This window comes from Caballeronia sp. LZ035, from assembly GCF_031451175.1.
Taxonomy (GTDB): Bacteria; Pseudomonadota; Gammaproteobacteria; order Burkholderiales; family Burkholderiaceae; genus Caballeronia.
Window position 1 is genome coordinate 885,752 of sequence record NZ_JARUXS010000001.1, and the last position, 21,720, is coordinate 907,471.

The window sequence follows — 21,720 nt, forward strand, 5'->3', positions numbered from 1 at the left end:
CATGCCCGTCCTCAACGAACTCTTTGTCTATCCGGTCAAGTCCTGCGCGGGCATCGCCCTGACACGCGCGACGCTGCTCGAAACCGGTCTCGAATACGACCGCCACTGGATGATCACCGAGCCGTCCGGTGCCATGCTCACGCAGCGCGCGCATCCGCGCATGGCGCTGATCCGGACATCGTTCGCCGATGATGCGCTCGTGCTCGACGCGCCCGGCATGCCGACGCTGCGCACGCCCTTGCGCGCCGAAGCGCTCGTCGATGCAAAGCCGTTGCGCACGACCGTCTGGCGCGACACCTTCGATGCGCTGGATACCGGCGAGGACACGGCGCAGTGGTGCAGCGCGTTCCTCGGCATGCCGGCGCGGCTGGCGCGTTTCGCGCCGGCAGTACGGCGCGTGGTCGATGAAACCTGGACCGCGCCGCTCAGCACGCACACACGTTTCGCCGATGGCTTTCCGCTGCTCGTCATGAGCCAGGCTTCGCTCGACGACCTGAACGCGCGTCTCAACGCGAAGGGTGCGCCCGCGATTCCCGCGAACCGCTTCAGGCCGAACCTGGTGGTCGGCGGACTCGATGCGTATGAGGAAGATTTTGTCGGCGAGATGCGGATCGGCGATGCGCAGCTGAAGCTCGTCAAGCTCTGCTCGCGTTGCCCGATGCCGACGATCGACCAGAACACGGGCGCGGCGGACCCCGCCTGGCCGCATGAGCCGCTCGACACGATGAGCGCCTACCGCGCCAGCGAGCAGATGGGCGGCAAGCTCACCTTCGGCAAGAACGCGATTGTCCTGGCAGGCGAAGGCGTGGCGCTGCAAGTGGGGCAGGACGTCGAAGCCGAGATCGACTTCTGACGCGTTACGCTTCCAGCGCGGCCTTGGCGCACAGTTCGTCGGTGACGAGGCCCGACAGCCATTGCCCCTGCAACGCCGCGATCAGCGCGTCGAGCTTGCGCTGACCGCCCGCGAAACCGATCGTGGGACGCCGCGGCGGCGAGTCGAGCTTGAGGCTCGTCACGCGCGCGCCGGTGCTCGACTGCACGCGCTTGCCGGCGGCGTCGATCGGCAGCCCGAGCCATTCGGCCACCGCGCCGGCCTCGATCATCTCGTCCACTTCCGCGCGCGTGATGAAGCCGTCTTCATGCAGCGGACAGTTCACGGCCACGTTGCCGATGCCGACGAAGGCCACGTCCGCGCCCTGCGCAAGTTCGTCGACGATGCGATACAGCCGGTGATTGACCCACTGGGCGCGCTCGGACTCGCTGTCGGCCATGAGCGGCGCAGGCAGCATGAAGTGCTTGCCGCCGGTCTTCTCGGAGAGCTGCTGGGCCACGTCATAACGATTTGACGAACCGTCCTGCGCGATCGCGCCGACCATCGACACGAAGCGATGCTGCGGCCGCTCGATCTGCCCGATCTGCGCGACGCAGGCCTTGAGCGTGCGCCCGCTGCCGATCGACACGACGAGCGGTTTCTCGTCGAGCAGGTAGCGCTCCATCACTTGCGCGCCGGCGACGGCGAGCTTGCGGTCGACCTGCTCGGGCGCGTCGCCGTCGACGGGCACGACTTCGCACATCGCGAGGCCATAACGGTCGCTGAGCGCACGCGCAAGCGACAGGCAATCGGCGATGCGATGATCGACCCGCACGCGGATCAGGTTCTTCTCGACGGCAAACGCGACGAGCCGTTGCGCCACCGGGCGCGAGATCTGCAATTTCTCCGCGATCTCGTTCTGGGTATTGCCGGCGACGTAGTAGAGCCAGGCTGCGCGCGTGGCGAGGTCGAGTTTTTCGGTGGATTTGGGCACTGTGGTTGCGCGGCTGTCTGCTCTTAAGTTTTAGTTCTTATTTTGGACAACGTGATGCCAAATTCAGAACCACCTGTGGACTCGATCGCCCGTACGATCGTCCTCACGATCGTCTCTACGCCAGCCTCGGCCGCGCCGGATCGAACAGCGGCCGCACGTGCTGGTACAACTCCCGGAAACTTTTCAGACGCTGGCGTAGCAGCGCATGGCGTTGCGCATCCGGCGTGAACTCCTGCTTGATCTCGGGCTTCGCGAGCACGGTCGCCGGGTCGCCGCCCGCCGCGAGCCAGCCGAGCCGCGCCGCGCCCAGCGCCGCGCCGGTTTCGCCGCCGCCGTGGGTGCGGGTCGGGGTATCGAAGGCGTCGGCGAACATCTGCGCCCAGTATGCGCTGCGTGCACCACCGCCGAGCATCGACAACGCGCGCGCCTGCGTGCCCGCCGACTGCAGCGCGTCGAGTCCATCCGTCAGCGAGAGCGTGACGCCTTCGAGCACCGAATAGCCAAGCAACGCACGATCGGTCGCGTGCGTCATGCCGAAGAACACGCCTTGTGCGTAGGGATCGTTGTGCGGCGTGCGCTCGCCGCTCAGATACGGCAGGAACAATGGCGCGGACGACAGGATGTCCGCGGGCAGCGCCTCGATCTCGGCGAGCAGCGTGGGCTCGTCGGTCGAGGTGAGCTTGCAGACCCAGCGCAGACAGCTTGCCGCCGACAGCACCACGCTCATCTGGTGCCAGCGATCCGGAATCGCGTGGCAGAACGCATGCACCGCGGAGGCGGGATTGGGCCGGAAGCGGTCGCCGATCACGCACAGCACGCCCGAGGTGCCGAGCGACAGGAAGCCATCACCCGGATCGGTTGCGCCGATGCCCACCGCGCTCGCGGCATTGTCGCCGCCGCCCGCCGCGACCACCACGCCTTCCGGCAGGCCGAGTTCACGCGCGAGCGCCGGGACCAAGGTGCCAGACGGCGCGCTGCCTTCGGCCAGTGCGGGCATCTGCTGGCGCGACATGCCGCAGGCGGCAAGCAGTTCGTCCGACCAGTCGCGCCGCGCGACATCGAGCCAGAGCGTGCCGGCGGCATCGGAGGGATCGGACACCTTGGTGCCGGTCAGATGCATGCGCAGGTAGTCCTTCGGCAACAGCACGCACGCGGTCTGCCGGAACAGGTCCGGCTCGTTGTGCGCGACCCACAGCAGCTTCGGCGCGGTAAAGCCGGGCATCGCGAGATTGCCGGCGATTTCATGCAGGTTGGGCGCGCGCTCGTACAACTCGGCGCACTCCTTGTCGCTGCGCATGTCGTTCCAGAGGATCGCGGGGCGCAGCACGCGGTCTTGCGAATCGAGCAGCACGGCGCCATGCATCTGCCCCGAGAGCCCGATGCCGCGCACTTGCGCGAACTCAACGGGGAATTTCTCGCGCAACTTGAACAGCGCGGCGCGCGTGCCCTCCCACCAGTCGAGCGGATTTTGTTCGGACCAGCGCGGCTTCGGACGCGACACGGTGAAGGGCGTGCCCGCCGTGCCGATCACGCTGCCGTCGGCGGCGAGCAGCAGGACTTTCACTTCGGAGGTGCCGAGGTCGATGCCTAAGTACATGAACGTACCCTTGGGTCGTGGCCAGGTTCGCGCCCGGCGGAAAACGAAGAATGAGCGATGCGGAAGGCCCGCGCAGCGGGAGGCGCTAATTTAACGCCACGCGCGGCGCCGCGCCATGGGCACATTACCCGAGCGACGCGGCATGCAGTTGACGCTGCGATTACAGCGCGCTGTTGGAACGTCTCACGGTCGGTTGGCGAGCCACGCATCGACCTTCGCGACGGCGTTGCGCATCACGCGTTCGAGTCTCTCGCTGCCGGCCATCTTGCCCCACAACTGCTTGTCAGCGACGAATGCCTTGACCGGATCGGGCGACGTGAAATACGCATGCGCGACGGCCGGATCCATCACGCCGTCCTGATACGCATAAGGCAGCGTGCCTTCGTGCCAGCGTTCCAGAAAGCGCAGGAAGAGCGCGGGCAGGATGGCGGTCGAATCGGGATCGACGTTGCGCGCGAAGCACTCGGACAAGGTCGGCGCGATGAAGCCCGGCAGCTTCGAGAAGCCATCGGCCGCGACGCGCTGGTTCGTGTCCTTGATATACGGATTGCTGAAACGGTCGAGCACGACGTCGCGATACTTCGCGAGATCGATCGGGCTCGGCGTGAGGCAGGGAATCACGTCGTCGGTGACATAGGCTTCCGCGAGCGCGCGAATCTCCAGGTCCTGCGTGCCTTCGTGGATGTACTGCAAGCCGACCAGCGTCCCCGCCCAGGCAATGCAGCTGTGCGGGGCATTGAGCACGCGGATTTTCGCTTCCTCGTACGCATGCACCGAATCGACCATCTCCGCGCCGACCTTTTCCCACGCGGGCCGGCCGTCGATGAAGTTGTCCTCGATCACCCACTGGATGAACTTCTCGCCCATCACCGGGGCGCGATCATCGAAGCCGGTCGCGGCCTTCACGCGCTCGGCGACGTCGGGCGTCGGGCGCGGCGTGATGCGGTCGACCATCGCATTCGGGCAGGATGTGTTCGCGAGCATCCAGTCGCGCAAGTCGGTCTCGCCGCGCAGGCTCAGGAATTCGAGCATGCCTTTCTTGAAACGATCGCCGTTGCTGCGCAGGTTGTCGCAATTCTGCAGCGACACCTTGCCCGCGCCGTTCTTCATGCGCGCGGCGAGAATCGCGGCGATCGCGCCGTAGATGGTGGTCCGGCCGCCTTTCAGGTCGGCGGCGAGATCCGGGTTGGAAGGATCGAGCCGATCGTGATCGTCGAGGTAATAGCCGCCTTCGGTCACCGTGAACGACACGATCTTGCACGACGGATCAGCGCCCGTGGCGATCAGCGCATCGAGGTCGGCCGACCACGGCACGACCTTTTTGATGGCCTTGATCCGCTCGTATTCGCGCTCGCCTTTGGGCGTCACGGTCTCGAGCGTGTACTCGCCGTTCTGCGCGGCGAGCGCGTCGAGCACGGCGTTCATGTCGCCGCGGATGTTGCCCACCGCAAGCGACCAGCGCTTGTCGTTCGCATCGCCGGTCTCGATGAGCCGGTGCAGGTACCACGCCTGGTGCGCGCGATGAAAAGACCCGGCGCCGATGTGCAGGATCACGTTGGCTTCGCTTGTCATATTGTCTCTTCCTCTGATGGGCTGCGCGCCCGTTCTTCGCGGACGCTGGTCGCAACGGCGCGCGTACGCGGGACATTGCGGCGGAGTGAGCATTTGCTCTTTTGATGATCTAATGATCGAATAATCTTATTCGGCCGGGGGAAAGTCAAGGCGTGGTGTTCGTGCAGTGCGGCGCAATTCGCGCGCCTCGGCACGTTGCAAAGGGCGGCGACCGACGAAAAGCGGCGACGCTGCGCTGCAACAAGAGGCAGCACAAATGCGTGTCCGGAATAACCCGGATAGGCAACCCGCCGGCCATTGAACGAAGGTGCGGGAGCGCCTCGCGCGGGCCCGATCGGCTCACTAGACGATAGGCGAAAAAACATCATGCAGGAGACAGAGATGAATTACGTGATCGGCATCGACATCGGCACGCAGAGCACGAAAGCCTTGCTCGTCGACACGCACGGCGCGATCGTCGCGCAGCATGCGAGCGCGTATCACCCGGACACGCCGAAGCCCTTGTGGGCGGAGCAATGGCCGTCGGTCTGGTTCGACGCGGTAACCGAGTGCATCGCGGGCGTCACGGCCAAGGCGCGCGAGAAGGGCGTGTCGGCGGCCGATGTGAAGTCGCTGTGCGTGAGCAGCCTGTATGGCGGTTCAGGCATTCCCGTCGATGAGCACATGGAGCCGTTGCATCCCTGTCTCATCTGGATGGACCGCCGCGCGACGGCCGAAGTGGAATGGGTGCGCGCGAATGTCGACGTCGAGCGCCTGGAGGCGATCACGGGCAATGGCGTGGACAGCTACTACGGCTTCACGAAGATGCTCTGGCTGCGCGAGCATCGTCCGGAGGTGTGGCAGAAGACGCGCTGGTTCCTGCCGCCTAATGCGTTCGTGATCCAGCGCCTGACGGGTGAACTGGCGGTCGATCACAGCTCGGCGGGCAATATCGGCGGCGTGTACGACGTCGCGCAGCGCGCCTGGTCGGCGCAGGCGCTCGACATGCTCGGCATTCCTGCGTCGATGATGCCGGAGCGTCTGGTGGCGTCATCGGAGATCGTGGGCGGCCTGTCGGCGCAGTGGGCCGAGGCGCTCGGGCTGGCTGCCGGCATGCCGGTCGTCGCGGGCGGCGTGGATGCCGCCGTGGCAACCTTTGCCGCGGGCGTCACGCAAGCGGGCCATCACGTCGCGATGATCGGCACGAGCATGTGCTGGGGCTACATCAACCAGACGGTGGATGCGCGTCACGGACTCGTGTCGATGCCGCACGTCTACAACGGCACGCGCGATCTCTATGTATTCGGTGGCGCGAGCACGGCGGGGCAATGCGTCGCGTGGTATCGCGACCAGTTCTGTCAGGCCGAGATCGCAGCCGCGAAGCAGCTGCCGCACGGCGATCCGCACCGCTTGCTGGAAGAAGCGGCGTCGAAGATCGCGGCGGGTTCCGATGGCGTCGTGTTCCTTCCTTACCTGATGGGCGAACGCAGTCCCGTGTGGGATGCGCGCGCGAGCGGCACGTTCGTCGGGCTGAACCTGTTTCATACGCGCGCCACGCTGTATCGCGCGGTGCTCGAAGGCGTCGCGTTCGCGCTGAAGCACAACATGGAGGCGGGACGGCGCGGCGCGCAGTCGCTGGATGACCGGCTGATCGTCGTGGGCGGCGCGGCGCATTCGGATCTGTGGATGCAGATCATCGCGGATGTGACGAACTATCCGGTGCTGTCGATCGAACAGGATGTGGAAGCGGCGATGGGCGCTGCGTTGCTGGCCGCGCTGGGCGCAGACTTGATATCGCGCGAAACGGCCGAGGGCGGCTGGGTCACACTCGTCGAACGGGCGCAGCCGGATGCGGAACGGCAGCGCGTGTATGCGGACCGGTTCGAGGTGTATCGCGAGCTGTATCCGGCGTTGAAGCCGCTGATGCATCGGTTGCGCAGCACGTAGCGCCGTGCAGGGCGCGCCGCTTCTTAACGTCCATGCACCGGATGCGCATCGAACACGGGCCCCTGCACGAAATGCACGTCGAACTGCTGCAGGGCGTCGAACTGCGCTTCATCGGCGACGTTCGAGAAGATGAGCGGAATCCGCAGCCGATGCGCATACGCAACGAGATGCTTCACCACTGAATCGCGCAGCGCCGCACCCGCATCCATCTTGATGAAGTCGAGCCGCGCCATGTCCGACACGGCCATGATCTGCCCGGCATTCGGCAGGTTGCCCGCTACCTTGAACCCGTAGTGCTGATAGCTCTTGGTGAGATAGCCGAGAAAGGTCTTGTGCGCGACCGCGGCCGCCGGCAACTCGATCACCACGCGCGATGGGCTCATGCCGAACTCCATCAGCACCGACGAGAAGTGCAGCCCGTGGTCGTACTTCACGCTCTTCAGCAGCCGTTCGTGCACTCGCAGGAACAACAGTCCCGGCCGATGCGGCCCGAAGAAATTGAACGCATGCAGCGCCCGCGACAGCCGGTCCAGCGCAACCAGGTCGCGGTCGTCTTCCAGTTGCCCGAAGGGATCCGCCGGTGCATCGCCCTGAATGAGCGTCAGCGCCTGCACGCCGAGTTCGTCGCCGAAACGTTCGGCGCTTTCGGGCGACGCGCTCAGCGTCTGCGGAAAGCTGTGCGTGCCGACATCGAAGATGGGCTCGTAAGCGCTCGCAAGGCGCAAGTCCCGATAGTGCGCGAATGCCTCTTCCGTCTTCTCATCGTCGCCGAGCACGATATGCGCGCCGAGGAAGGGGTGTTCCTTGGCGCGAGCGACGAGTTCAGGCAGTGATGGGGAGATCATGAAAGAGGCGTTGGTTTTATAGGGGCGTGGCTGAGGGCAGATACGCAACATCTTCGATGGAATGGTCGATGGTATCAGCGCGTCATCCCGCGTCCAGCACCAAATTCACATATTGATATGCCGGATGAGACGCGCCGCCTAGGGTTTACGATGAATTTCACTAAACGTAATTGGTTTTACCATTCGTAAATCGCGGCATCGGGCGGGAAGCGCGATGCGCCGTTCCGCCTTGCCGCATTCGATTGCGCTCACTCGCCGAGGACTTCGACCATGTCAACGTTCGACACCCACACGGACGCCAGCCGGCATTACCAGTCGGGGTTCGCCAACGATTTCGCCACCGAGGCGCTGCCCGGCGCGCTGCCGATCGGCCGCAATTCGCCGCAGCGCGCGGCCTATGGCCTGTACGCCGAGCAGTTGTCGGGCACGGCGTTCACCGCGCCGCGCGCGCACAACCGCCGCTCGTGGCTGTATCGCATCCGGCCGGCGGCGGTGCACATGCCGTTCACGCAGATCGGGCGGGGCAGGCTGGTCGCCAATTTCGCCGAGGTGCCGCCGACGCCGCCCAACCAGCTGCGCTGGGATCCGTTGCCGATGCCGGCCGCGCCGACCGACTTCATCGACGGCTGGGTGACCATGGCCGGCAACGGCGCCGCTGAATCGATGAGCGGCTGCGCCATCCACGTCTACGCGGCCAACCGCTCGATGCAGGACCGCTTCTTCTACAACGCGGACGGCGAGCTGCTGATCGTGCCGCAGCAAGGCCGTCTCGCGATCCGCACGGAACTGGGAATCATCGATGTCGAGCCGAACGAGATCGCCGTGATTCCGCGCGGCGTGCGCTTCACGGTCGCGCTGCCGGACGGCGACGCGCGCGGGTATATCTGCGAGAACTTCGGCGCGCTGTTGCAACTGCCGGATCTCGGTCCGATCGGCTCGAACGGCCTCGCGAATCCGCGCGACTTCCTCACGCCGCACGCCGCCTATGAAGACCGCGAAGGACGCTTCGAGCTGGTCACGAAAATGAACGGCGTGCTGTGGCGCGCGGAGATCGGCCATTCGCCGCTGGACGTGGTCGCGTGGCACGGCAACTACGCGCCGTACAAGTACGATTTGCGGCACTTCAACACCATCGGCTCGATCAGCTTCGACCATCCGGATCCGTCCATCTTCCTGGTGCTGCAATCGCCGAGCGACACGCCCGGCGTCGACAGCATCGACTTCGTGATCTTCCCGCCGCGCTGGCTCGCGGCCGAGGATACGTTCCGTCCGCCCTGGTTCCATCGCAACGTGGCGAGCGAGTTCATGGGCCTCGTGCAGGGCGTCTACGACGCGAAAGCCGAAGGCTTCGTGCCGGGCGGCGCGAGCCTGCATAACTGCATGTCGGGACACGGGCCGGACGCGGAGACCTTCGAGAAGGCCTCGCACGGCGACACGACGCGTCCGGCCAAGGTCGGCGCAACGATGGCCTTCATGTTCGAGACCCGCACGCTGATCCGGCCGACGCAGTTCGCGCTCGACACCGCGCAACTTCAAGCCCACTACTACGAGTGCTGGCAAGGCCTCACGAAACATTTCAACCCGGAGCAACGATGAACGACGCGCTGCAAGCCACCCTCGCGCCCTCACTGAAGAGCTGGATCGAGTCCGCGAACGATCCGGCGAGCGACTTCCCGATCCAGAACCTGCCGTTCGGCATTTTCAGCGACGCCGTGAATGCGCAGCCGCGCGCGGGCGTCGCGATCGGCGACTGGATCGTGGATCTCGCCGCGCTGGAGGACGCGCGCCTGCTCGACGCGCACGGCACGCTGCATGCGCCGCGCCTGAACGATTTCATCGCGCTGGGCCGCGAGCACTGGCGGGCGGTGCGTATCGCGCTGAGCGGCCTGCTCGCGCACGGCAACGCCACCCTGCGCGACGACCCGGCGCTGCGCCGGCGCGCGCTGGTGCCGCGCGCGGACGCGACACTGCATCTGCCGGTCGAGATTCCGGGCTACACGGACTTCTATTCGTCGAAGGAGCACGCGACCAACGTCGGCTCGATGTTCCGCGACCCGAAGAACGCGTTGCTGCCGAACTGGTCGGAGCTGCCGGTGGGCTACAACGGACGCGCGTCGTCGGTGATCGTGAGCGGCGCGCCGGTGCGCCGGCCGAACGGCCAGATCAAGCTGCCCGACGCGGAGCGGCCCGTGTTCGCCGCGTGCCGCAAGCTCGACTTCGAGCTGGAGACGGGCTTCATCATCGGGCGTGGCAATGCGCTTGGCGAACCCATCGCGTGCGAGCAGGCCGAGGCGCATATCTTCGGCATGGTGCTGCTCAACGACTGGAGCGCCCGCGATATCCAGCAATGGGAATACGTGCCGCTCGGACCGTTCAACTCGAAAGGCTTCGCGACGACCATCTCGCCGTGGATCGTCACGCTGGACGCGCTCGAACCGTTCCGCACCGCGACGCCGCCGCAGGACCCGCAGCCGCTCGACTATCTGCGTCATGCCGGCGATCACGCCTTCGACATCGACCTGCGCGTGACGCTGCGAGCCGAAGGCGAGAGCGAGGCAACGACGATCTCGCGCACCAACTTCAGGCTGATGTACTGGTCAATGGCGCAGCAGCTCGCGCATCACACGGTGAGCGGCTGCAATACGCGCGTCGGCGACCTGATGGGCTCAGGCACGATCAGCGGCCCGACGCCGGACTCCTGCGGCAGCCTGCTCGAAAGCACGTGGAACGGCCAGCGGCCGCTGCGGCTGCAAGGCGGCGAACGCGCGTTCCTGCAGGACGGCGATGAAGTCGTGATCACCGGCTGGTGCCAGGGCGACGGTTATCGCGTCGGTTTCGGCGAATGCGCCGGCCGGATTCTCGCGGCGCGCGGCTGATATCGGAATGAACAAGGACAAAGACATGAGTGAGACGACCCTCGACGTCGAGCGCGCGCTGGGCAGCGCGCACCGGCCCGGTTTCCAGTGGATGCTGCTCGCGCTGTGCGGGCTGTGTCTCGTGATCGACGGCTTCGATGCGCAGGCCATGGGCTATGTCGCGCCCGCCGTCATCGCGGACTGGCATGTATCGAAGGCGGCGCTCGGGCCGGTGTTCAGCGCGAGCCTGTTCGGCATGCTGCTGGGCGCGCTCGGGCTTTCCGTGCTGGCGGATCGCATCGGGCGGCGTCCGGTGCTGATCGGCGCGACGCTGTTCTTCGGCCTCTCGATGATCGCCACCGCGTTCACGAACGACCTGACCGTGCTGACCGTGCTGCGCTTCGTCACGGGGCTGGGTCTCGGCTGCATCATGCCGAACGCGATGGCGCTGGTCGGCGAGTTCTCGACGCCCGAGCATCGCGTCAAGCGGATGATGCTCGTGTCGTGCGGCTTCACGCTCGGCGCGGCGCTCGGCGGCTTCGTCAGCGCCGCGCTGATTCCGGCGTTCGGCTGGCGCGCGGTGTTCTGGGTCGGCGGCGCGGTGCCGTTGCTGCTCGCGTTCGCGATGATCGCCGCGTTGCCGGAGTCGCTCCAGTTCCTCGTGCTGAAGGGCCGCGAGGCGCGTGCGCGGGACTGGCTCGCGAAGTTCGATCCGGCACTGCGCATCGATGCCTCGACGCGTCTCGTCGTGCGCGAGAAGGCCAGCGGCGGCGCGCCCGTGGCCGAACTGTTCCGCGCGGGCCGTGGACCGGTCACGCTGATCCTGTGGGCCATCAGCTTCATGAATCTGATCGACCTGTACTTCCTGTCGAACTGGCTGCCCACCGTGATGCGCGACGCCGGCTATTCGCCCGGCATGGCGGTGCTGGTCGGCACGTTGTTGCAGACCGGCGGCGTGATCGGGACGCTGTCGCTTGGCTGGTTCATCGAACGGCTCGGTTTCGTGCGCGTGCTGCTCGCCTGCTTCGCACTCGGCGCGCTGTGCGTCGGGATGATCGGCGGCGTCGCGCATGTGCAGACCTGGCTGTTCGTGGCGGTGTTCGCGAGCGGCTTCTGCATCGTCGGCGGGCAGCCGGCGGTCAATGCGCTCGCCGGCCATTTCTATCCGACGGCGCTGCGCTCGACCGGCATCGGCTGGAGTCTGGGCATCGGGCGCGTGGGCTCGGTGATCGGACCGCTCGTCGGCGGCCAGATGATCGCGCTCGGCTGGAGCAACGTCGCGCTGTTCCATGCGGCGGCGCTGCCGGTGTTGTGTTCGGCGGTGCTGGTGATGGTGCTCGCGTTCGTGCGGCGGGAACGGAGCGGGGCGGTGCAGGCGGTTTGAGGGTTCGCCGCGCCGTGCGGAGTTAGGACAAATCGTATGGTCTCCGCGGTTCGAGTCGCGATAGAAACATGTTTCGCAAAATACTCGAACCGGAGACTGAATGAGCGACCTTACTTGTCCGCATTGTCTTTACGGCGTGCCCCGCGGCGCCCAGGTCTGTCGAGGCTGTCAGGCCGAGGTGTACTACGGCTTGCCGAAGGAAAGTGGCACGGTGATTTTGTTGGCCGCTGGACTCTGTGTCTTCCTGGGCTGGAAATTCTCGGATAGTGTTGCCGTGGCATTGATCCTGGGCCTGATCGTGCTGGTTGGCTTGACGGTCGCAGGCTCGCGGATTTTTGCGGATCACGTCGAGTTCAAACGATCCTATCGAACCCGAGAGTAGCGAACGTGGGGTTGAACTGAATGCGGTGTGACAGAGGTCAACCCGACCCACGTTCCATCCCGCGCCGCCTTTCCCACCACGCCGCAACCAGGAACGCCCCGGCCGCCGCCGTCAGCACGCCGACCAGCGCATTCGCCCCGACGCGCTGCATCAGCGTTCCCGCGACAATTGGCCCGCCGAAACTTGCAACGCTCCACGATGCCCCGACGATCGCCGTCGCGGACACGAGCGACGGTCCGCGAAAGCGCTCGCCGCAGGCCACCAGCGAAAGCGTATAGACGCTGCCCGCTGCTGCGCCGGTCACGAACAGCAGCGGCCAGCAGAGCCACGGAGTCGCCACCGCCCACGGCAGCACGGGCAGGAGCGCCACCACGACGATCCCCGCGCAGGCGTGGACCTTCGCGCGCCCGAAGCGGTCGGCAAGCCAGCCGATCGGAAACTGCATGGTCGTGTCGCCCAGCAGGATCGCGGAAGCGAACAGCACGCCGAGGTCCTGGCTTACGCCATGCGCCATGGCGAACAGCGGCATCAGGGAGAGCGCCAGGGTATCGAAGAGCGCGAAGAAGCCCGTGCCGATCACGAGCGCCGGCATGCGCGGCAGCACGTCGCGCCAGTTGCCGTGCGCGCTTTCGTCCGGGTCCGGCGCGAGCGCGTGCGGCTGGCCGCGGATCGACGCCAGCGCCGGCAGCGCCAGCAGGAAGATCGCGCCGCAGATCGCGAAGCGCAGCGCCGGCCAGCCGCCGATCACATTGACCAGCACCGGGCCCGTCATCTGGAAGAGGGTGAAGTTCGTCGCGTAGAGTGCGACGACCCGGCCGCGCGTGGCATCGTCGGCGAGTTGGGTGACCCATGCTTCGCCGATGGTGAACAGCAGCATCAGCGCCGCGCCGAACACGAGGCGCAGCGCGGCCCACAGCCACAGGTTCGAGGTGAACTGCATCGCGATGGTGGCGCATGCCGCGACAATCACCGTCACGACGATGATCTCGCGCGCGCCGTAACGCGCCGTCACGCGGCCAGCGAACGGCGCGACCAGCAGCCCGCCGCCTGCCTGCATCGCCGTCATCAGGCCGACGACGCCACTGCCGTGACCCGCCTGCGTCAGTGCGAGGGCGGTCAGCGGCAACGTCGCGCCCAGTCCCAGTCCGACGACCGCGACGCTCAGGATCAGCGCGAGAAAATCACGCGAGAGGACGACCTTCATGCACCGCCAGCCGGCGTTCAGGCCGTCTGGCCAATCGCCAGACGGCGGGCGCGCTTGTCGAGCGTTGCGGACACGAGCGTCAGGCCGAACGCGCTCGCGGCCATCAAAATGCCGACCCAGGGCAGCGCGGTGAGCGGCGCGCCCGCGCTGATCACGCAGCCGCCGAGCCAGGCGCCCGTCGCGTTGCCGAGGTTGAAGGCGCCCTGGTTCAGCGTCGAAGCGAGATTGGGCGCGTCGCTCGCGCGGTTCACGATGAGGATCTGCAGCGGCGGCACGATCGCGAACGCGAGCACGCCCCAGAAGAAGATCGTCACCATCGCCGAGACCGGCTCGTGCATCGTGCCGGCGAAGATCGTCAGGATCACGACGATGGCCAGCAGGAACGACAGCAGCGAGCGCAGCAGCTTCCAGTCCGCCAGCTTGCCGCCCAGCGTGCTGCCCACCGTGAGGCCGAGGCCGAACAGCAGCAGCACATAGGTGACCGCATGCGGCGTAAAGCCGGTGACGTCCTCGAGGATCGGCGTGATATACGTGAACACCGAGAACAGACTGGCCGAGGCGAGCACGCTGATGCCGAGCACCATCAGCACTTGCGGATTCTTGAGCACGTCGAATTCGCGCAGGATGCTGGTTTCGCGCATCTCGATGTGCTTCGGCAGGCAGACGGCGAGCGCGCCGGCCGCGGCAATGCCGATCAGCGTGACGACCCAGAAGGTCGAGCGCCAGCCGGCCGCCTGGCCGAGCGCGGTGCCGAGGGGCACGCCGAGCACGTTGGCGAGCGTGAGCCCGGTGAACATCAGTGCGATGGCCTGGGCGCGGCGGTTCGGCGCGACGAGATCGGCGGCGACCACCGAGCCGATGCCGAAGAACGCGCCGTGGCAGAACGCCGTGACGATGCGCGCGCCCATCAGCACCCAGTAGTTCGGGGCCAGCGCGCACAGCATGTTGCCGACGATAAACACGCCGATCAGCCCCATCAGCGCTTTCTTGCGCGGCATTTTCGCGGTGACCACGGCGAGGATCGGCGCGCCGATGGTGACGCCGAGCGCGTAGCCGGAGACGAGCATGCCGGCCGCGGGGATCGATACGGCGAGATCGCGTGCGACGTTGGGCAGCAGGCCCATGATGACGAACTCGGTCGTACCGATGCCGAACGCGGCAATGGCGAGAGCGAAAAGAGGCAGAGGCATGGTGGAGACGGAGCGGGGTCACGCCGCGCGCGCATCGTCGGACTGAGCGATGCCGGCGTCGGGGCGGTTGGAAGGCTCGAATTGTACCGAAAGCCTTTTTGCGATGCTGGTATAAACCCTAGGTCGCTTGTCCCGAACGAGGCGCGGCGCCGCATGGAAATTCTTTTGTCGCGCGTGCCGGCGCATGAGTCTTGCGAATGTCATCCCGGCTTGCGTCAGATGTTTCCGGTAACAGTGCCGCCGCCGTGCATTCGTTGCGGATCGCATGGGCGGGCGACTGTTGGAAAAATGCAGCAACTACTGAACAACCATGTTACCGACAAAATTCCGACTCAGCGCCGCCGTAGCGGCCACCCTCATGCTCGCCGCGCAGGCGTTCGCGCAAAGCAACGCGGCCGGGCCGATCCCCACGTCAGCGGGCACGCTGCATTTCCTGCGCGACGAGTCCGGCATGGCCGCGTTGATCGACACGCAGGTGTTCGACCGCTTCGACGCGAAGCGCGTCGTCCATTTCGATGACACGCCGGGCGCGAGCGATACCGTCGCGCGCATGCTGGTGCAAACCGACGCTGGCCCGGTCCTGTACGACCTGCGCCGCAATCCGCCGCTGGTGCAGCGCACCGGTCAGGGCATGACGGTCAAGCGGGTGTTCTGGCAGGGCGAGGAAGTGGTGATGCAGTCGAATCTCGGCTGGTACGGCTTCACGCGCGGCAAGCTCACGAAGCTCCAGTCATCGACGAAGATCTATCACTGACCGGCAGCACCCGCTCGCCGGCGATTACATAGACGGCTTCGCGGCGTACGTCGTCGTTCACCTCGAAGCCGCCGGTGAACGCGCCGAACGCCGGCAGCACGCCCGCGCGCGCGCCGAACCGGAAGCACGGCAGGCGCGCGCGGTCGAGCCGCGTCGCGAGCCGGTACACGGGATGTTCATGGCCGGCGAGCGCATACGCGCCGTCCACTGTCTGCGGGTGATGACACAGCGCCCACGGGCCGAGCCGGTACGGTTCCTTCACGAGTTCGACGCCGAACGCGGCGGGCAGCGCGCCCGCATGCCGGTCGTGATTGCCCTCGACCAGCACCAGCGGCAACGCCCGATGTCTCTCGCGCCAGGCGGCGAGCGCATCCAGCGTCTCCAGCGCGTGAGATTCGCGCGCATGCAGCAGGTCGCCGAGAAACACCACGGATTCCGGCCGATGCGCCGCGACCAGCGCATCGAGGCGCGCGAGGCTCTCGCCGGTGGTGCCCGCCGGCACCGGAATGCCGCGCGCGCGAAACACGGCGTCCTTGCCGAAATGCGCATCGGCGATGAACAGACTCCCGAGGACGGGATCGAATGCCGCGCGGTCTGCCGAGAGCACGAGCGCGTGGCCGTTCACATCGATGGTCAGTGCTTCTATTGCCATTTACTTGTCCGCTGCCTTCTCCAGATCCGCGAGCATACGCTCCACGCGGTCCGACAGCTTTTCCGTGCTGACCTTTTCCCGCAGCCGCGCGATGATCAACGGGAAGGCGAACGGCGTCGGCTTCTTCGGATGCGTCAGTGCGAGACGGCTCTCGCTCATGCGTTGCAGCGCCGCACGGATCCGCCCGAGTTCGAGTTCCTGCAGCATGACTTCCTGATCCGCCTGCGCGAGCAGCAGATTGCCGCTGTCGTGCTTGCGGAACACTTCATAGAACAGCCCGCTCGACGCCTGCAACTGACGCGCGCTCTTCTGCTGTCCCGGATGCCCCTGATAGATGAGCCCCGACACCCGCGCGATTTCGCGGAAACGCCGCGACGACAACTCGGATGCGTTGAGGCTGGCTAGAATGTCGTGCTCCAGGTTGTCCGGTGAAAACAGCCCTTCCGCGATGAGCGTCTCCCAGTCGAACGGCTGCGCCGACAGCAGTTCGAAGCCGTAGTCGTTCATGGAGATGGAGAAGGTGCTCGGCTGGTCGCGCGCAACGCGCCAGCCAATCAGGGATCCCAGCCCGATATGCGCCATGCGTCCCGCAAACGGATAGCAGAAGAAGTGATGTCCTTCGCGCGAACGGACGCACTCCACCACGAGCACGCCGGGCCCCGGCAGCGCGGACCACTTCGCCTGCAAGTCGAGCAGCGGTTCGACGGCGCGCATCTCGGGCTCGTCGTAGATGCCGTCGCTGGCGCGGGCGAGCATCACGAGCGCGGCGTCCGCGAGTTCCGACGACAGCGGCATCTTGCTGCCGGCCCATTGCGGCATCGCGCCGCGTGAGGAGGTCGCGCGCTTCACGTAGGCGGTCATGTCGCGCACGCGCACGAGTTCGAGCGAGCGTCCGCCGAAGGTGAAGACATCGCCCGGCTTCAGGCGCGAGATGAACGACTCCTCCATCGCGCCGATGCGTCCGCCCGTCATGTATGCCACATTGATGGTTGCGTTCGCAACGATCGTCCCGACGTTATTGCGATGGCGGCGCACGAGGTCTTCACGCGGCACGCGGTACACGCCGTCATCGCCCCGCGCGACGCGATGAAAATCCGGATACGCGCCCAGCGATGTGCCGCCGCGCTCGACGAACGCGAGCGCCCAATCGAACTCGGCCTGCGTGAGATCGCGATACGCGTAGGCGCGGCGCACTTCGTCGAACATCTCGGCCGCCGTGAAGCCGCCGCCGATCGCCACCGTCACGAGATGCTGCACGAGCACGTCGAGCGGCTTGAGCGGCATGTCGCGCCCTTCGATGCGCTTCTCGCCGATCGCCCAGCGCGCCGCCGCGGCCTCGACGAGTTCGAGTGCGTGAGTCGGGACGATGGTCACGCGCGACACGCGTCCGGGCGCGTGGCCCGAGCGTCCGGCGCGCTGCATCAGCCGTGCGACGCCCTTCGGCGAGCCGATCTGGAACACGCGGTCCACCGGCAGAAAGTCGACGCCGAGATCGAGACTCGACGTGCACACCACCGCCTTCAACTGGCCGTTCTTGAGGCCGAGTTCGACCCAGTCGCGCACTTCCTTGTCGAGCGAGCCGTGATGCAGCGCGAGCAGGCCGGCCCAGTCCGGGCGCAACTCCAGCAGCGCGCGATACCAGATTTCCGCCTGCGAGCGCGTGTTGGTGAAGACCAGCGAGCTTTGCGCCTGATCGATCTCGGTGGCAACCGGCCCCACCTGGCGCACGCCGAGATGCCCGCCCCACGGAAAGCGTTCGATGGTGTCGGGGATCAGCGTATCGACGACGAGTGTCTTCGGTTGCGCGCCTTGCACGACGACGCGCGGCGTTCTGACGGGATGCAGCAGTGCATCGTGCGCGAGCGCGAGGTTGCCGAGCGTCGCGGAGAGCCCCCAGATTTGCAGGTCCGGACGCCAGTGCGCGAGGCGCGCGATGGCCAGTTGCGTCTGCGTGCCGCGCTTGTTGCCGAGCAGTTCATGCCATTCGTCGACGACGATCATGCGCAGATGCCTGAGCTCTTCCTGCGCGTTGGCGCGCGTCAGCATCAGCGTGAGGCTTTCTGGCGTGGTCACGAGCGCGGACGGCATGCGGCGGTTCTGGCGCGCGCGTTCGGTCGAGGTCGTGTCGCCGGTGCGCAGTCCGACGCTCCACGGCACCGCCAGCGCCGTGACCGCCGCTTGCAGCGCGCGGGCGCTGTCGGCGGCGAGGGCGCGCATCGGCGTGATCCATAGCACGGTGAGCGGCGCGGGTTGCGGCTTCGGTCCTTTGTCCGCGAAGGCGGCCAGCGCGCCGAGCCACACCGCCCAGGTCTTGCCCGCGCCGGTCGTCGCGTGGAGCAGGCCGCTCGCGCCCCGGGCGATCTCGCGCCACGCCTCGCGTTGAAAAGGGAAGGGCTGCCAGCCGCGCGTCTCGAACCAGCGCGCGAGGCGGGCCTCGAAGGGCTGTGCGGCCTCGTGCTCATCGACGGCAAACGGCGCGGGAACGAACAGCTCGGCCGCTGCATCGAGCTTCGCCTGCGCGGCCCGCGTGCGCGGAATCCGGCGCGGCCGGGGCGCGCGGCGGCGTTCCTTGCCAGGCGAGTCGGTCTCGCTCATGCCGTGACCTCATTGAGGAAGCCTTTGAGCATCTCCAGCGTGTCGGCGTCCTCGATCGTCTTGTCCGTACGCCAGCGCAGCATGCGCGGAAAGCGCACCGCGATGCCCGACTTGTGGCGTGGACTCGCCTGAATGCCCTCGAAGCCGATCTCGAAGACGAGTGTCGGCGTGACGCTGCGCACCGGACCGAATTTCTCGATGGTTGTCTTGCGCACGATGGCATCGACCCGGCGCATCTCTTCATCCGTGAGGCCCGAATAGGCCTTCGCGAACGGCACCAGCGTGCGCACGCCATCAGTTTCGTCCCAGACAGCGAAGGTGAAGTCCGTGTAGAGGCTCGCGCGTCGTCCGTGGCCGCGCTGCGCGTAGAGCAGCACGGCGTCGATCGAATACGGATCGATCTTCCATTTCCACCACGTGCCCGACGACTTCGTGCGCCCCACGCCATACATCGACTCGCGCTCCTTCAGCATCAGCCCTTCGACGCCGCGTGCGCGGCTCTCGTCGCGCAACGCGGCGAGCGCGCTCCAGTCGGAGGCGCTCACCAGCGGCGACACGCGCAGCAGATCCACTGCGAGCGTACTGGACATCGACTGAGCAAGGGCGTCGAGCCGCGCACGTCGCGTGCGCAGCGGTTCGGTGCGCAGATCGCGGCCGTCCGCTTCGAGCAGGTCGTAGGCGAGCAGCGCGGCTGGCGAATCGGCGAGCACTTTTTTCGTCAGCGACTTGCGCGCGATGCGCGGCTGCAAGCGCGCGAACGGCAACGGTGCAGTGGCGCCCGGTTCCCACGCGAGGATTTCGCCGTCGATCACAGTGCCGTCGGGCAGCGCCGCGCCCAGCGACGCGAGTTCCGGGAAGCGGTCCGTGACGAGATCCTCGCCCCGCGACCAGACCCACACGCGGCCCGCGCGTTTCACCAGCTGGGCGCGGATGCCGTCCCACTTCCATTCCGCCAGCCAGCCGGAAGGCGGCCCGAGCGTCTCCGGATCGGCCTGCAACGGATGCGCGAGAAAGAACGGATAGGGCAGGCCGAGATCGCTTTCATGCGGGGTATCGACGTCGTCGCCCTCGGCCGCCGGCGCGATCAGCCGCAGATAGCGCGCGGCACTCGGCGCCTGGCGCGAATCGGTCCAGCCGACCATGCGCTGCGCGATGCGCTTGTGATCGACGCCCGCGACTTCCGCCAGCGCACGCACGACGAGCTGACGCGCGACGCCCACGCGAAAGCCGCCGCCGATCAGCTTCGTCAGCAGGAAGCGTTCGCTCCAGTCGAGTTCGTCCCAGTAGGCGAGCAGGCGCGCGCGCAACTCCGTCGGGTCCGTGCCGCGCAATGTCAGCACGCGCTCCTCGATCCATTGCGCGAGCCCGAGCGTCGATTCGCCGGTCGCCGGCGGCAGCACGTGCGCGATGGTTTCCGCCAGATCGCCCACGGCCTGATACGACTCCTCGAACAACCAGTCCGGCAGCCCCGCGCGCTCGCGGGCGAACTCGGCCAGCAGGCGCGCCGGCACCGACTGGCGCGGCTTGCCGCCCGCGAGGAAATACGCGGCCCATGCGGCGTCCTCCGGTTCCGCAGCTGCGAAATACGCAATCAGCGCTTCGAGCTTTTCGTTGGTCGAGGTGGTGGCGTCGAGCGCGGTGTAGAGCGTCGCGAAGCGCTTCATGTCGCATTGGCCTCGGGTTGCGCCGTATCGGCTTCGATCGCGTCGTCGCCGTATTCGGTGGTGAACGCGCCTGCTTCGAGGCCCTGCTCGGTGAGCCAGCGGACCATCGGCTCGATCTGTCCGTGCGTGACGATCACGCGCTCCGCCCGGCTCGCGCCGATCGCGCGTTGCAGGCCCGGCCAGTCGGCGTGGTCGGACAGCACGAAGCCGCGGTCCACGCCCTTGCGCCGCCGCGTGCCGCGCAGGCGCATCCAGCCGGAAGCGAACGCGTCGCTGTAGTCGCCGAAGCGGCGCATCCAGGTGCTGCCTTGCGCGGACGGCGGCGCAACGATCAGCGCGCCCTTGAAGGCGGCCTTGTCCTTGGCGGCGATGTCGCTGACCGGGCGCGTCGGCGGCAGCGCCACGCCCGCGTGCGCATAGGCGCGATTGAGCGGCTCGACCGCGCCGTGACAGCAGATCGGGCCGATGGCCGCATCGACACCGGCCAGCACGCGTTGCGCCTTGCCGAACGAATAGCAGAACAGCACCGACGCGCGTCCCTGCGCTGCGTTGTGGCGCCACCAGGAATCGATGCCGTCGAACAACACGCGTGGCGGGTCCCAGCGGTAGATCGGCAAGCCGAAGGTGGACTCGGTGATGAAGGTGTCGCAGCGGACCGGCTCGAAGGGCGCGCAGGTGGGATCGGGCTCGACCTTGTAATCGCCGGACGCCACCCAGACACGCCCCTTGTGTTCGACGCGCACCTGCGCCGAGCCGAGCACGTGTCCCGCGGGATGCAGCGACACGCGCACGCCGTTCACGTCGATCGCTTCGCCATACGGAAGCCCTTGCACGTCGATGCCCGGCAGCCGCGACAGCAGCACGCCGACGCCTGGTTCGGCAGCGAGATAGCGGGCGTGCCCGAAACGCGCGTGATCGGCGTGAGCATGCGTGATGACAGCCCGTTCGACCGGCCGCCATGGGTCGATATAAAAGTTGCCCGGAGCACAGAAGAGACCTTCGGGCCGCGCGACGATGAGATCGGAAGCGTTATCCACTTGAGCGTCCACGAGGCGTGTATGACGGTCGCGTGACAGCCGCGCCGCCGCTTTCGCCAGTCTGTTCAATTCTGGCAACAAAAGCACGCCACGTGCCCGTCACGGCGCTTTCATGAATCGCGTCTAGGGTGTAAAAGTTTAACTGGCCCTGACGTTCGCCGAGAGAGAACGTCGAGGCCGGTCAAGCGGAACGCACAAGCGAAGCAGGGATGCGAAACACGCGCGCACGGGGCGCGCGCGCCGCAGTCTTCATCAGAT

17 protein-coding genes are annotated in these 21,720 nt (G+C 66.8%); 7 read left to right on the forward strand and 10 right to left on the reverse strand.

What is annotated here, in order from left to right; genetic code table 11:
- The first annotated feature begins 1 nt into the window (after position 1).
- Entirely contained in the window at positions 2-853 is an 852-nt protein-coding gene (locus tag QCE88_RS04175) for an MOSC N-terminal beta barrel domain-containing protein (protein WP_309899439.1), read from the forward strand.
- Between the two features lie 4 nt (positions 854-857).
- Here the strand turns inward: QCE88_RS04175 and QCE88_RS04180 are convergent, their stop codons facing one another.
- The 3 genes from QCE88_RS04180 to dalD form a co-directional block, all read right to left on the reverse strand.
- A complete protein-coding gene (locus tag QCE88_RS04180) occupies positions 858-1,805 on the reverse strand; it encodes a sugar-binding transcriptional regulator (protein ID WP_309899441.1) in 948 nt (315 codons plus the stop codon).
- Between the two features lie 115 nt (positions 1,806-1,920).
- Complete coding sequence (gene xylB, locus QCE88_RS04185) at positions 1,921-3,402, reverse strand: xylulokinase (RefSeq protein WP_309899443.1); 1,482 nt, start codon at positions 3,400-3,402, stop codon at positions 1,921-1,923.
- A gap of 183 nt (positions 3,403-3,585) precedes the next feature.
- Positions 3,586-4,974, reverse strand: coding sequence for a D-arabinitol 4-dehydrogenase (dalD, locus tag QCE88_RS04190; protein WP_309899445.1), 1,389 nt, complete (start codon positions 4,972-4,974; stop codon positions 3,586-3,588).
- Positions 4,975-5,355: 381 nt separating this feature from the next.
- Here dalD and QCE88_RS04195 point away from each other — a divergent pair, with 381 nt between their 5' ends.
- Positions 5,356-6,900: an FGGY-family carbohydrate kinase gene (locus tag QCE88_RS04195; RefSeq protein WP_309899447.1), complete on the forward strand. Its 1,545-nt coding sequence runs from the start codon at positions 5,356-5,358 to the stop codon at positions 6,898-6,900.
- A gap of 23 nt (positions 6,901-6,923) precedes the next feature.
- Here QCE88_RS04195 and QCE88_RS04200 read toward each other — a convergent pair whose 3' ends face one another.
- A complete protein-coding gene (locus tag QCE88_RS04200) occupies positions 6,924-7,745 on the reverse strand; it encodes an EAL domain-containing protein (RefSeq protein ID WP_309899449.1) in 822 nt (273 codons plus the stop codon).
- 270 nt (positions 7,746-8,015) lie between these two features.
- Here QCE88_RS04200 and hmgA point away from each other — a divergent pair, with 270 nt between their 5' ends.
- The 4 genes from hmgA to QCE88_RS04220 all read left to right on the forward strand — a co-directional run bounded on the left by hmgA (position 8,016) and on the right by QCE88_RS04220 (position 12,366).
- A complete protein-coding gene (hmgA, locus tag QCE88_RS04205; RefSeq protein WP_309899451.1) occupies positions 8,016-9,341 on the forward strand; it encodes a homogentisate 1,2-dioxygenase in 1,326 nt (441 codons plus the stop codon).
- The gene (gene fahA, locus QCE88_RS04210; protein ID WP_309899454.1) at positions 9,338-10,621 is read left to right on the forward strand and encodes a fumarylacetoacetase; all 1,284 of its coding nucleotides are present in this window, start codon (positions 9,338-9,340) and stop codon (positions 10,619-10,621) included. Before hmgA ends, fahA begins: the two co-directional genes overlap by 4 nt.
- Positions 10,622-10,646: 25 nt before the next feature.
- The gene (locus QCE88_RS04215; RefSeq protein WP_309899456.1) at positions 10,647-11,984 is read left to right on the forward strand and encodes an MFS transporter; all 1,338 of its coding nucleotides are present in this window, start codon (positions 10,647-10,649) and stop codon (positions 11,982-11,984) included.
- A gap of 100 nt (positions 11,985-12,084) precedes the next feature.
- Complete coding sequence (locus QCE88_RS04220) at positions 12,085-12,366, forward strand: hypothetical protein (RefSeq protein ID WP_309899458.1); 282 nt, start codon at positions 12,085-12,087, stop codon at positions 12,364-12,366.
- A 37-nt stretch (positions 12,367-12,403) separates the two neighbouring features.
- Here QCE88_RS04220 and QCE88_RS04225 read toward each other — a convergent pair whose 3' ends face one another.
- On the reverse strand, positions 12,404-13,570 hold the full coding sequence (locus QCE88_RS04225; protein ID WP_309899459.1) for an MFS transporter: 1,167 nt from the start codon (positions 13,568-13,570) through the stop codon (positions 12,404-12,406).
- A gap of 17 nt (positions 13,571-13,587) precedes the next feature.
- Complete coding sequence (locus tag QCE88_RS04230) at positions 13,588-14,760, reverse strand: MFS transporter (RefSeq protein ID WP_309899461.1); 1,173 nt, start codon at positions 14,758-14,760, stop codon at positions 13,588-13,590.
- 310 nt (positions 14,761-15,070) lie between these two features.
- Between QCE88_RS04230 and QCE88_RS04235 the strand changes: the two genes are divergently transcribed.
- Positions 15,071-15,514, forward strand: coding sequence for a hypothetical protein (locus tag QCE88_RS04235; protein ID WP_309899463.1), 444 nt, complete (start codon positions 15,071-15,073; stop codon positions 15,512-15,514).
- Here the strand turns inward: QCE88_RS04235 and pdeM are convergent.
- The 4 genes from pdeM to QCE88_RS04255 are packed head-to-tail and all read right to left on the reverse strand — an operon-like array spanning position 15,477 to position 21,462.
- Positions 15,477-16,166: a ligase-associated DNA damage response endonuclease PdeM gene (gene pdeM / locus QCE88_RS04240; RefSeq protein WP_309899465.1), complete on the reverse strand. Its 690-nt coding sequence runs from the start codon at positions 16,164-16,166 to the stop codon at positions 15,477-15,479. The two genes, QCE88_RS04235 and pdeM, sit on opposite strands and share 38 nt — an antisense overlap.
- Complete coding sequence (locus tag QCE88_RS04245) at positions 16,167-18,761, reverse strand: ligase-associated DNA damage response DEXH box helicase (protein ID WP_309899467.1); 2,595 nt, start codon at positions 18,759-18,761, stop codon at positions 16,167-16,169. It lies immediately after the preceding gene.
- On the reverse strand, positions 18,758-20,425 hold the full coding sequence (locus QCE88_RS04250; protein ID WP_309899470.1) for an ATP-dependent DNA ligase: 1,668 nt from the start codon (positions 20,423-20,425) through the stop codon (positions 18,758-18,760). The genes QCE88_RS04245 and QCE88_RS04250 overlap by 4 nt, the downstream gene beginning before the upstream one ends.
- Positions 20,422-21,462, reverse strand: coding sequence for a ligase-associated DNA damage response exonuclease (locus QCE88_RS04255; RefSeq protein ID WP_309899472.1), 1,041 nt, complete (start codon positions 21,460-21,462; stop codon positions 20,422-20,424). The genes QCE88_RS04250 and QCE88_RS04255 overlap by 4 nt, the downstream gene beginning before the upstream one ends.
- Positions 21,463-21,720 lie beyond the last annotated feature (258 nt).

Bases quoted from the DNA above. Each gene is read 5' to 3' on its own strand.
- QCE88_RS04175 (WP_309899439.1), top strand. From the start codon at position 2: ATGCCCGTCCTCAACGAACTCTTTGTCTATCCGGTCAAGTCCTGCGCG.
- xylB (WP_309899443.1), bottom strand. From the start codon at position 3,402: ATGTACTTAGGCATCGACCTCGGCACCTCCGAAGTGAAAGTCCTGCTG.
- dalD (WP_309899445.1), bottom strand. From the start codon at position 4,974: ATGACAAGCGAAGCCAACGTGATCCTGCACATCGGCGCCGGGTCTTTT.
- QCE88_RS04195 (WP_309899447.1), top strand. From the start codon at position 5,356: ATGAATTACGTGATCGGCATCGACATCGGCACGCAGAGCACGAAAGCC.
- QCE88_RS04200 (WP_309899449.1), bottom strand. From the start codon at position 7,745: ATGATCTCCCCATCACTGCCTGAACTCGTCGCTCGCGCCAAGGAACAC.
- hmgA (WP_309899451.1), top strand. From the start codon at position 8,016: ATGTCAACGTTCGACACCCACACGGACGCCAGCCGGCATTACCAGTCG.
- fahA (WP_309899454.1), top strand. From the start codon at position 9,338: ATGAACGACGCGCTGCAAGCCACCCTCGCGCCCTCACTGAAGAGCTGG.
- QCE88_RS04215 (WP_309899456.1), top strand. From the start codon at position 10,647: ATGAGTGAGACGACCCTCGACGTCGAGCGCGCGCTGGGCAGCGCGCAC.
- QCE88_RS04220 (WP_309899458.1), top strand. From the start codon at position 12,085: ATGAGCGACCTTACTTGTCCGCATTGTCTTTACGGCGTGCCCCGCGGC.
- QCE88_RS04225 (WP_309899459.1), bottom strand. From the start codon at position 13,570: ATGAAGGTCGTCCTCTCGCGTGATTTTCTCGCGCTGATCCTGAGCGTC.
- QCE88_RS04230 (WP_309899461.1), bottom strand. From the start codon at position 14,760: ATGCCTCTGCCTCTTTTCGCTCTCGCCATTGCCGCGTTCGGCATCGGT.
- QCE88_RS04235 (WP_309899463.1), top strand. From the start codon at position 15,071: ATGTTACCGACAAAATTCCGACTCAGCGCCGCCGTAGCGGCCACCCTC.
- pdeM (WP_309899465.1), bottom strand. From the start codon at position 16,166: ATGGCAATAGAAGCACTGACCATCGATGTGAACGGCCACGCGCTCGTG.
- QCE88_RS04245 (WP_309899467.1), bottom strand. From the start codon at position 18,761: ATGAGCGAGACCGACTCGCCTGGCAAGGAACGCCGCCGCGCGCCCCGG.
- QCE88_RS04250 (WP_309899470.1), bottom strand. From the start codon at position 20,425: ATGAAGCGCTTCGCGACGCTCTACACCGCGCTCGACGCCACCACCTCG.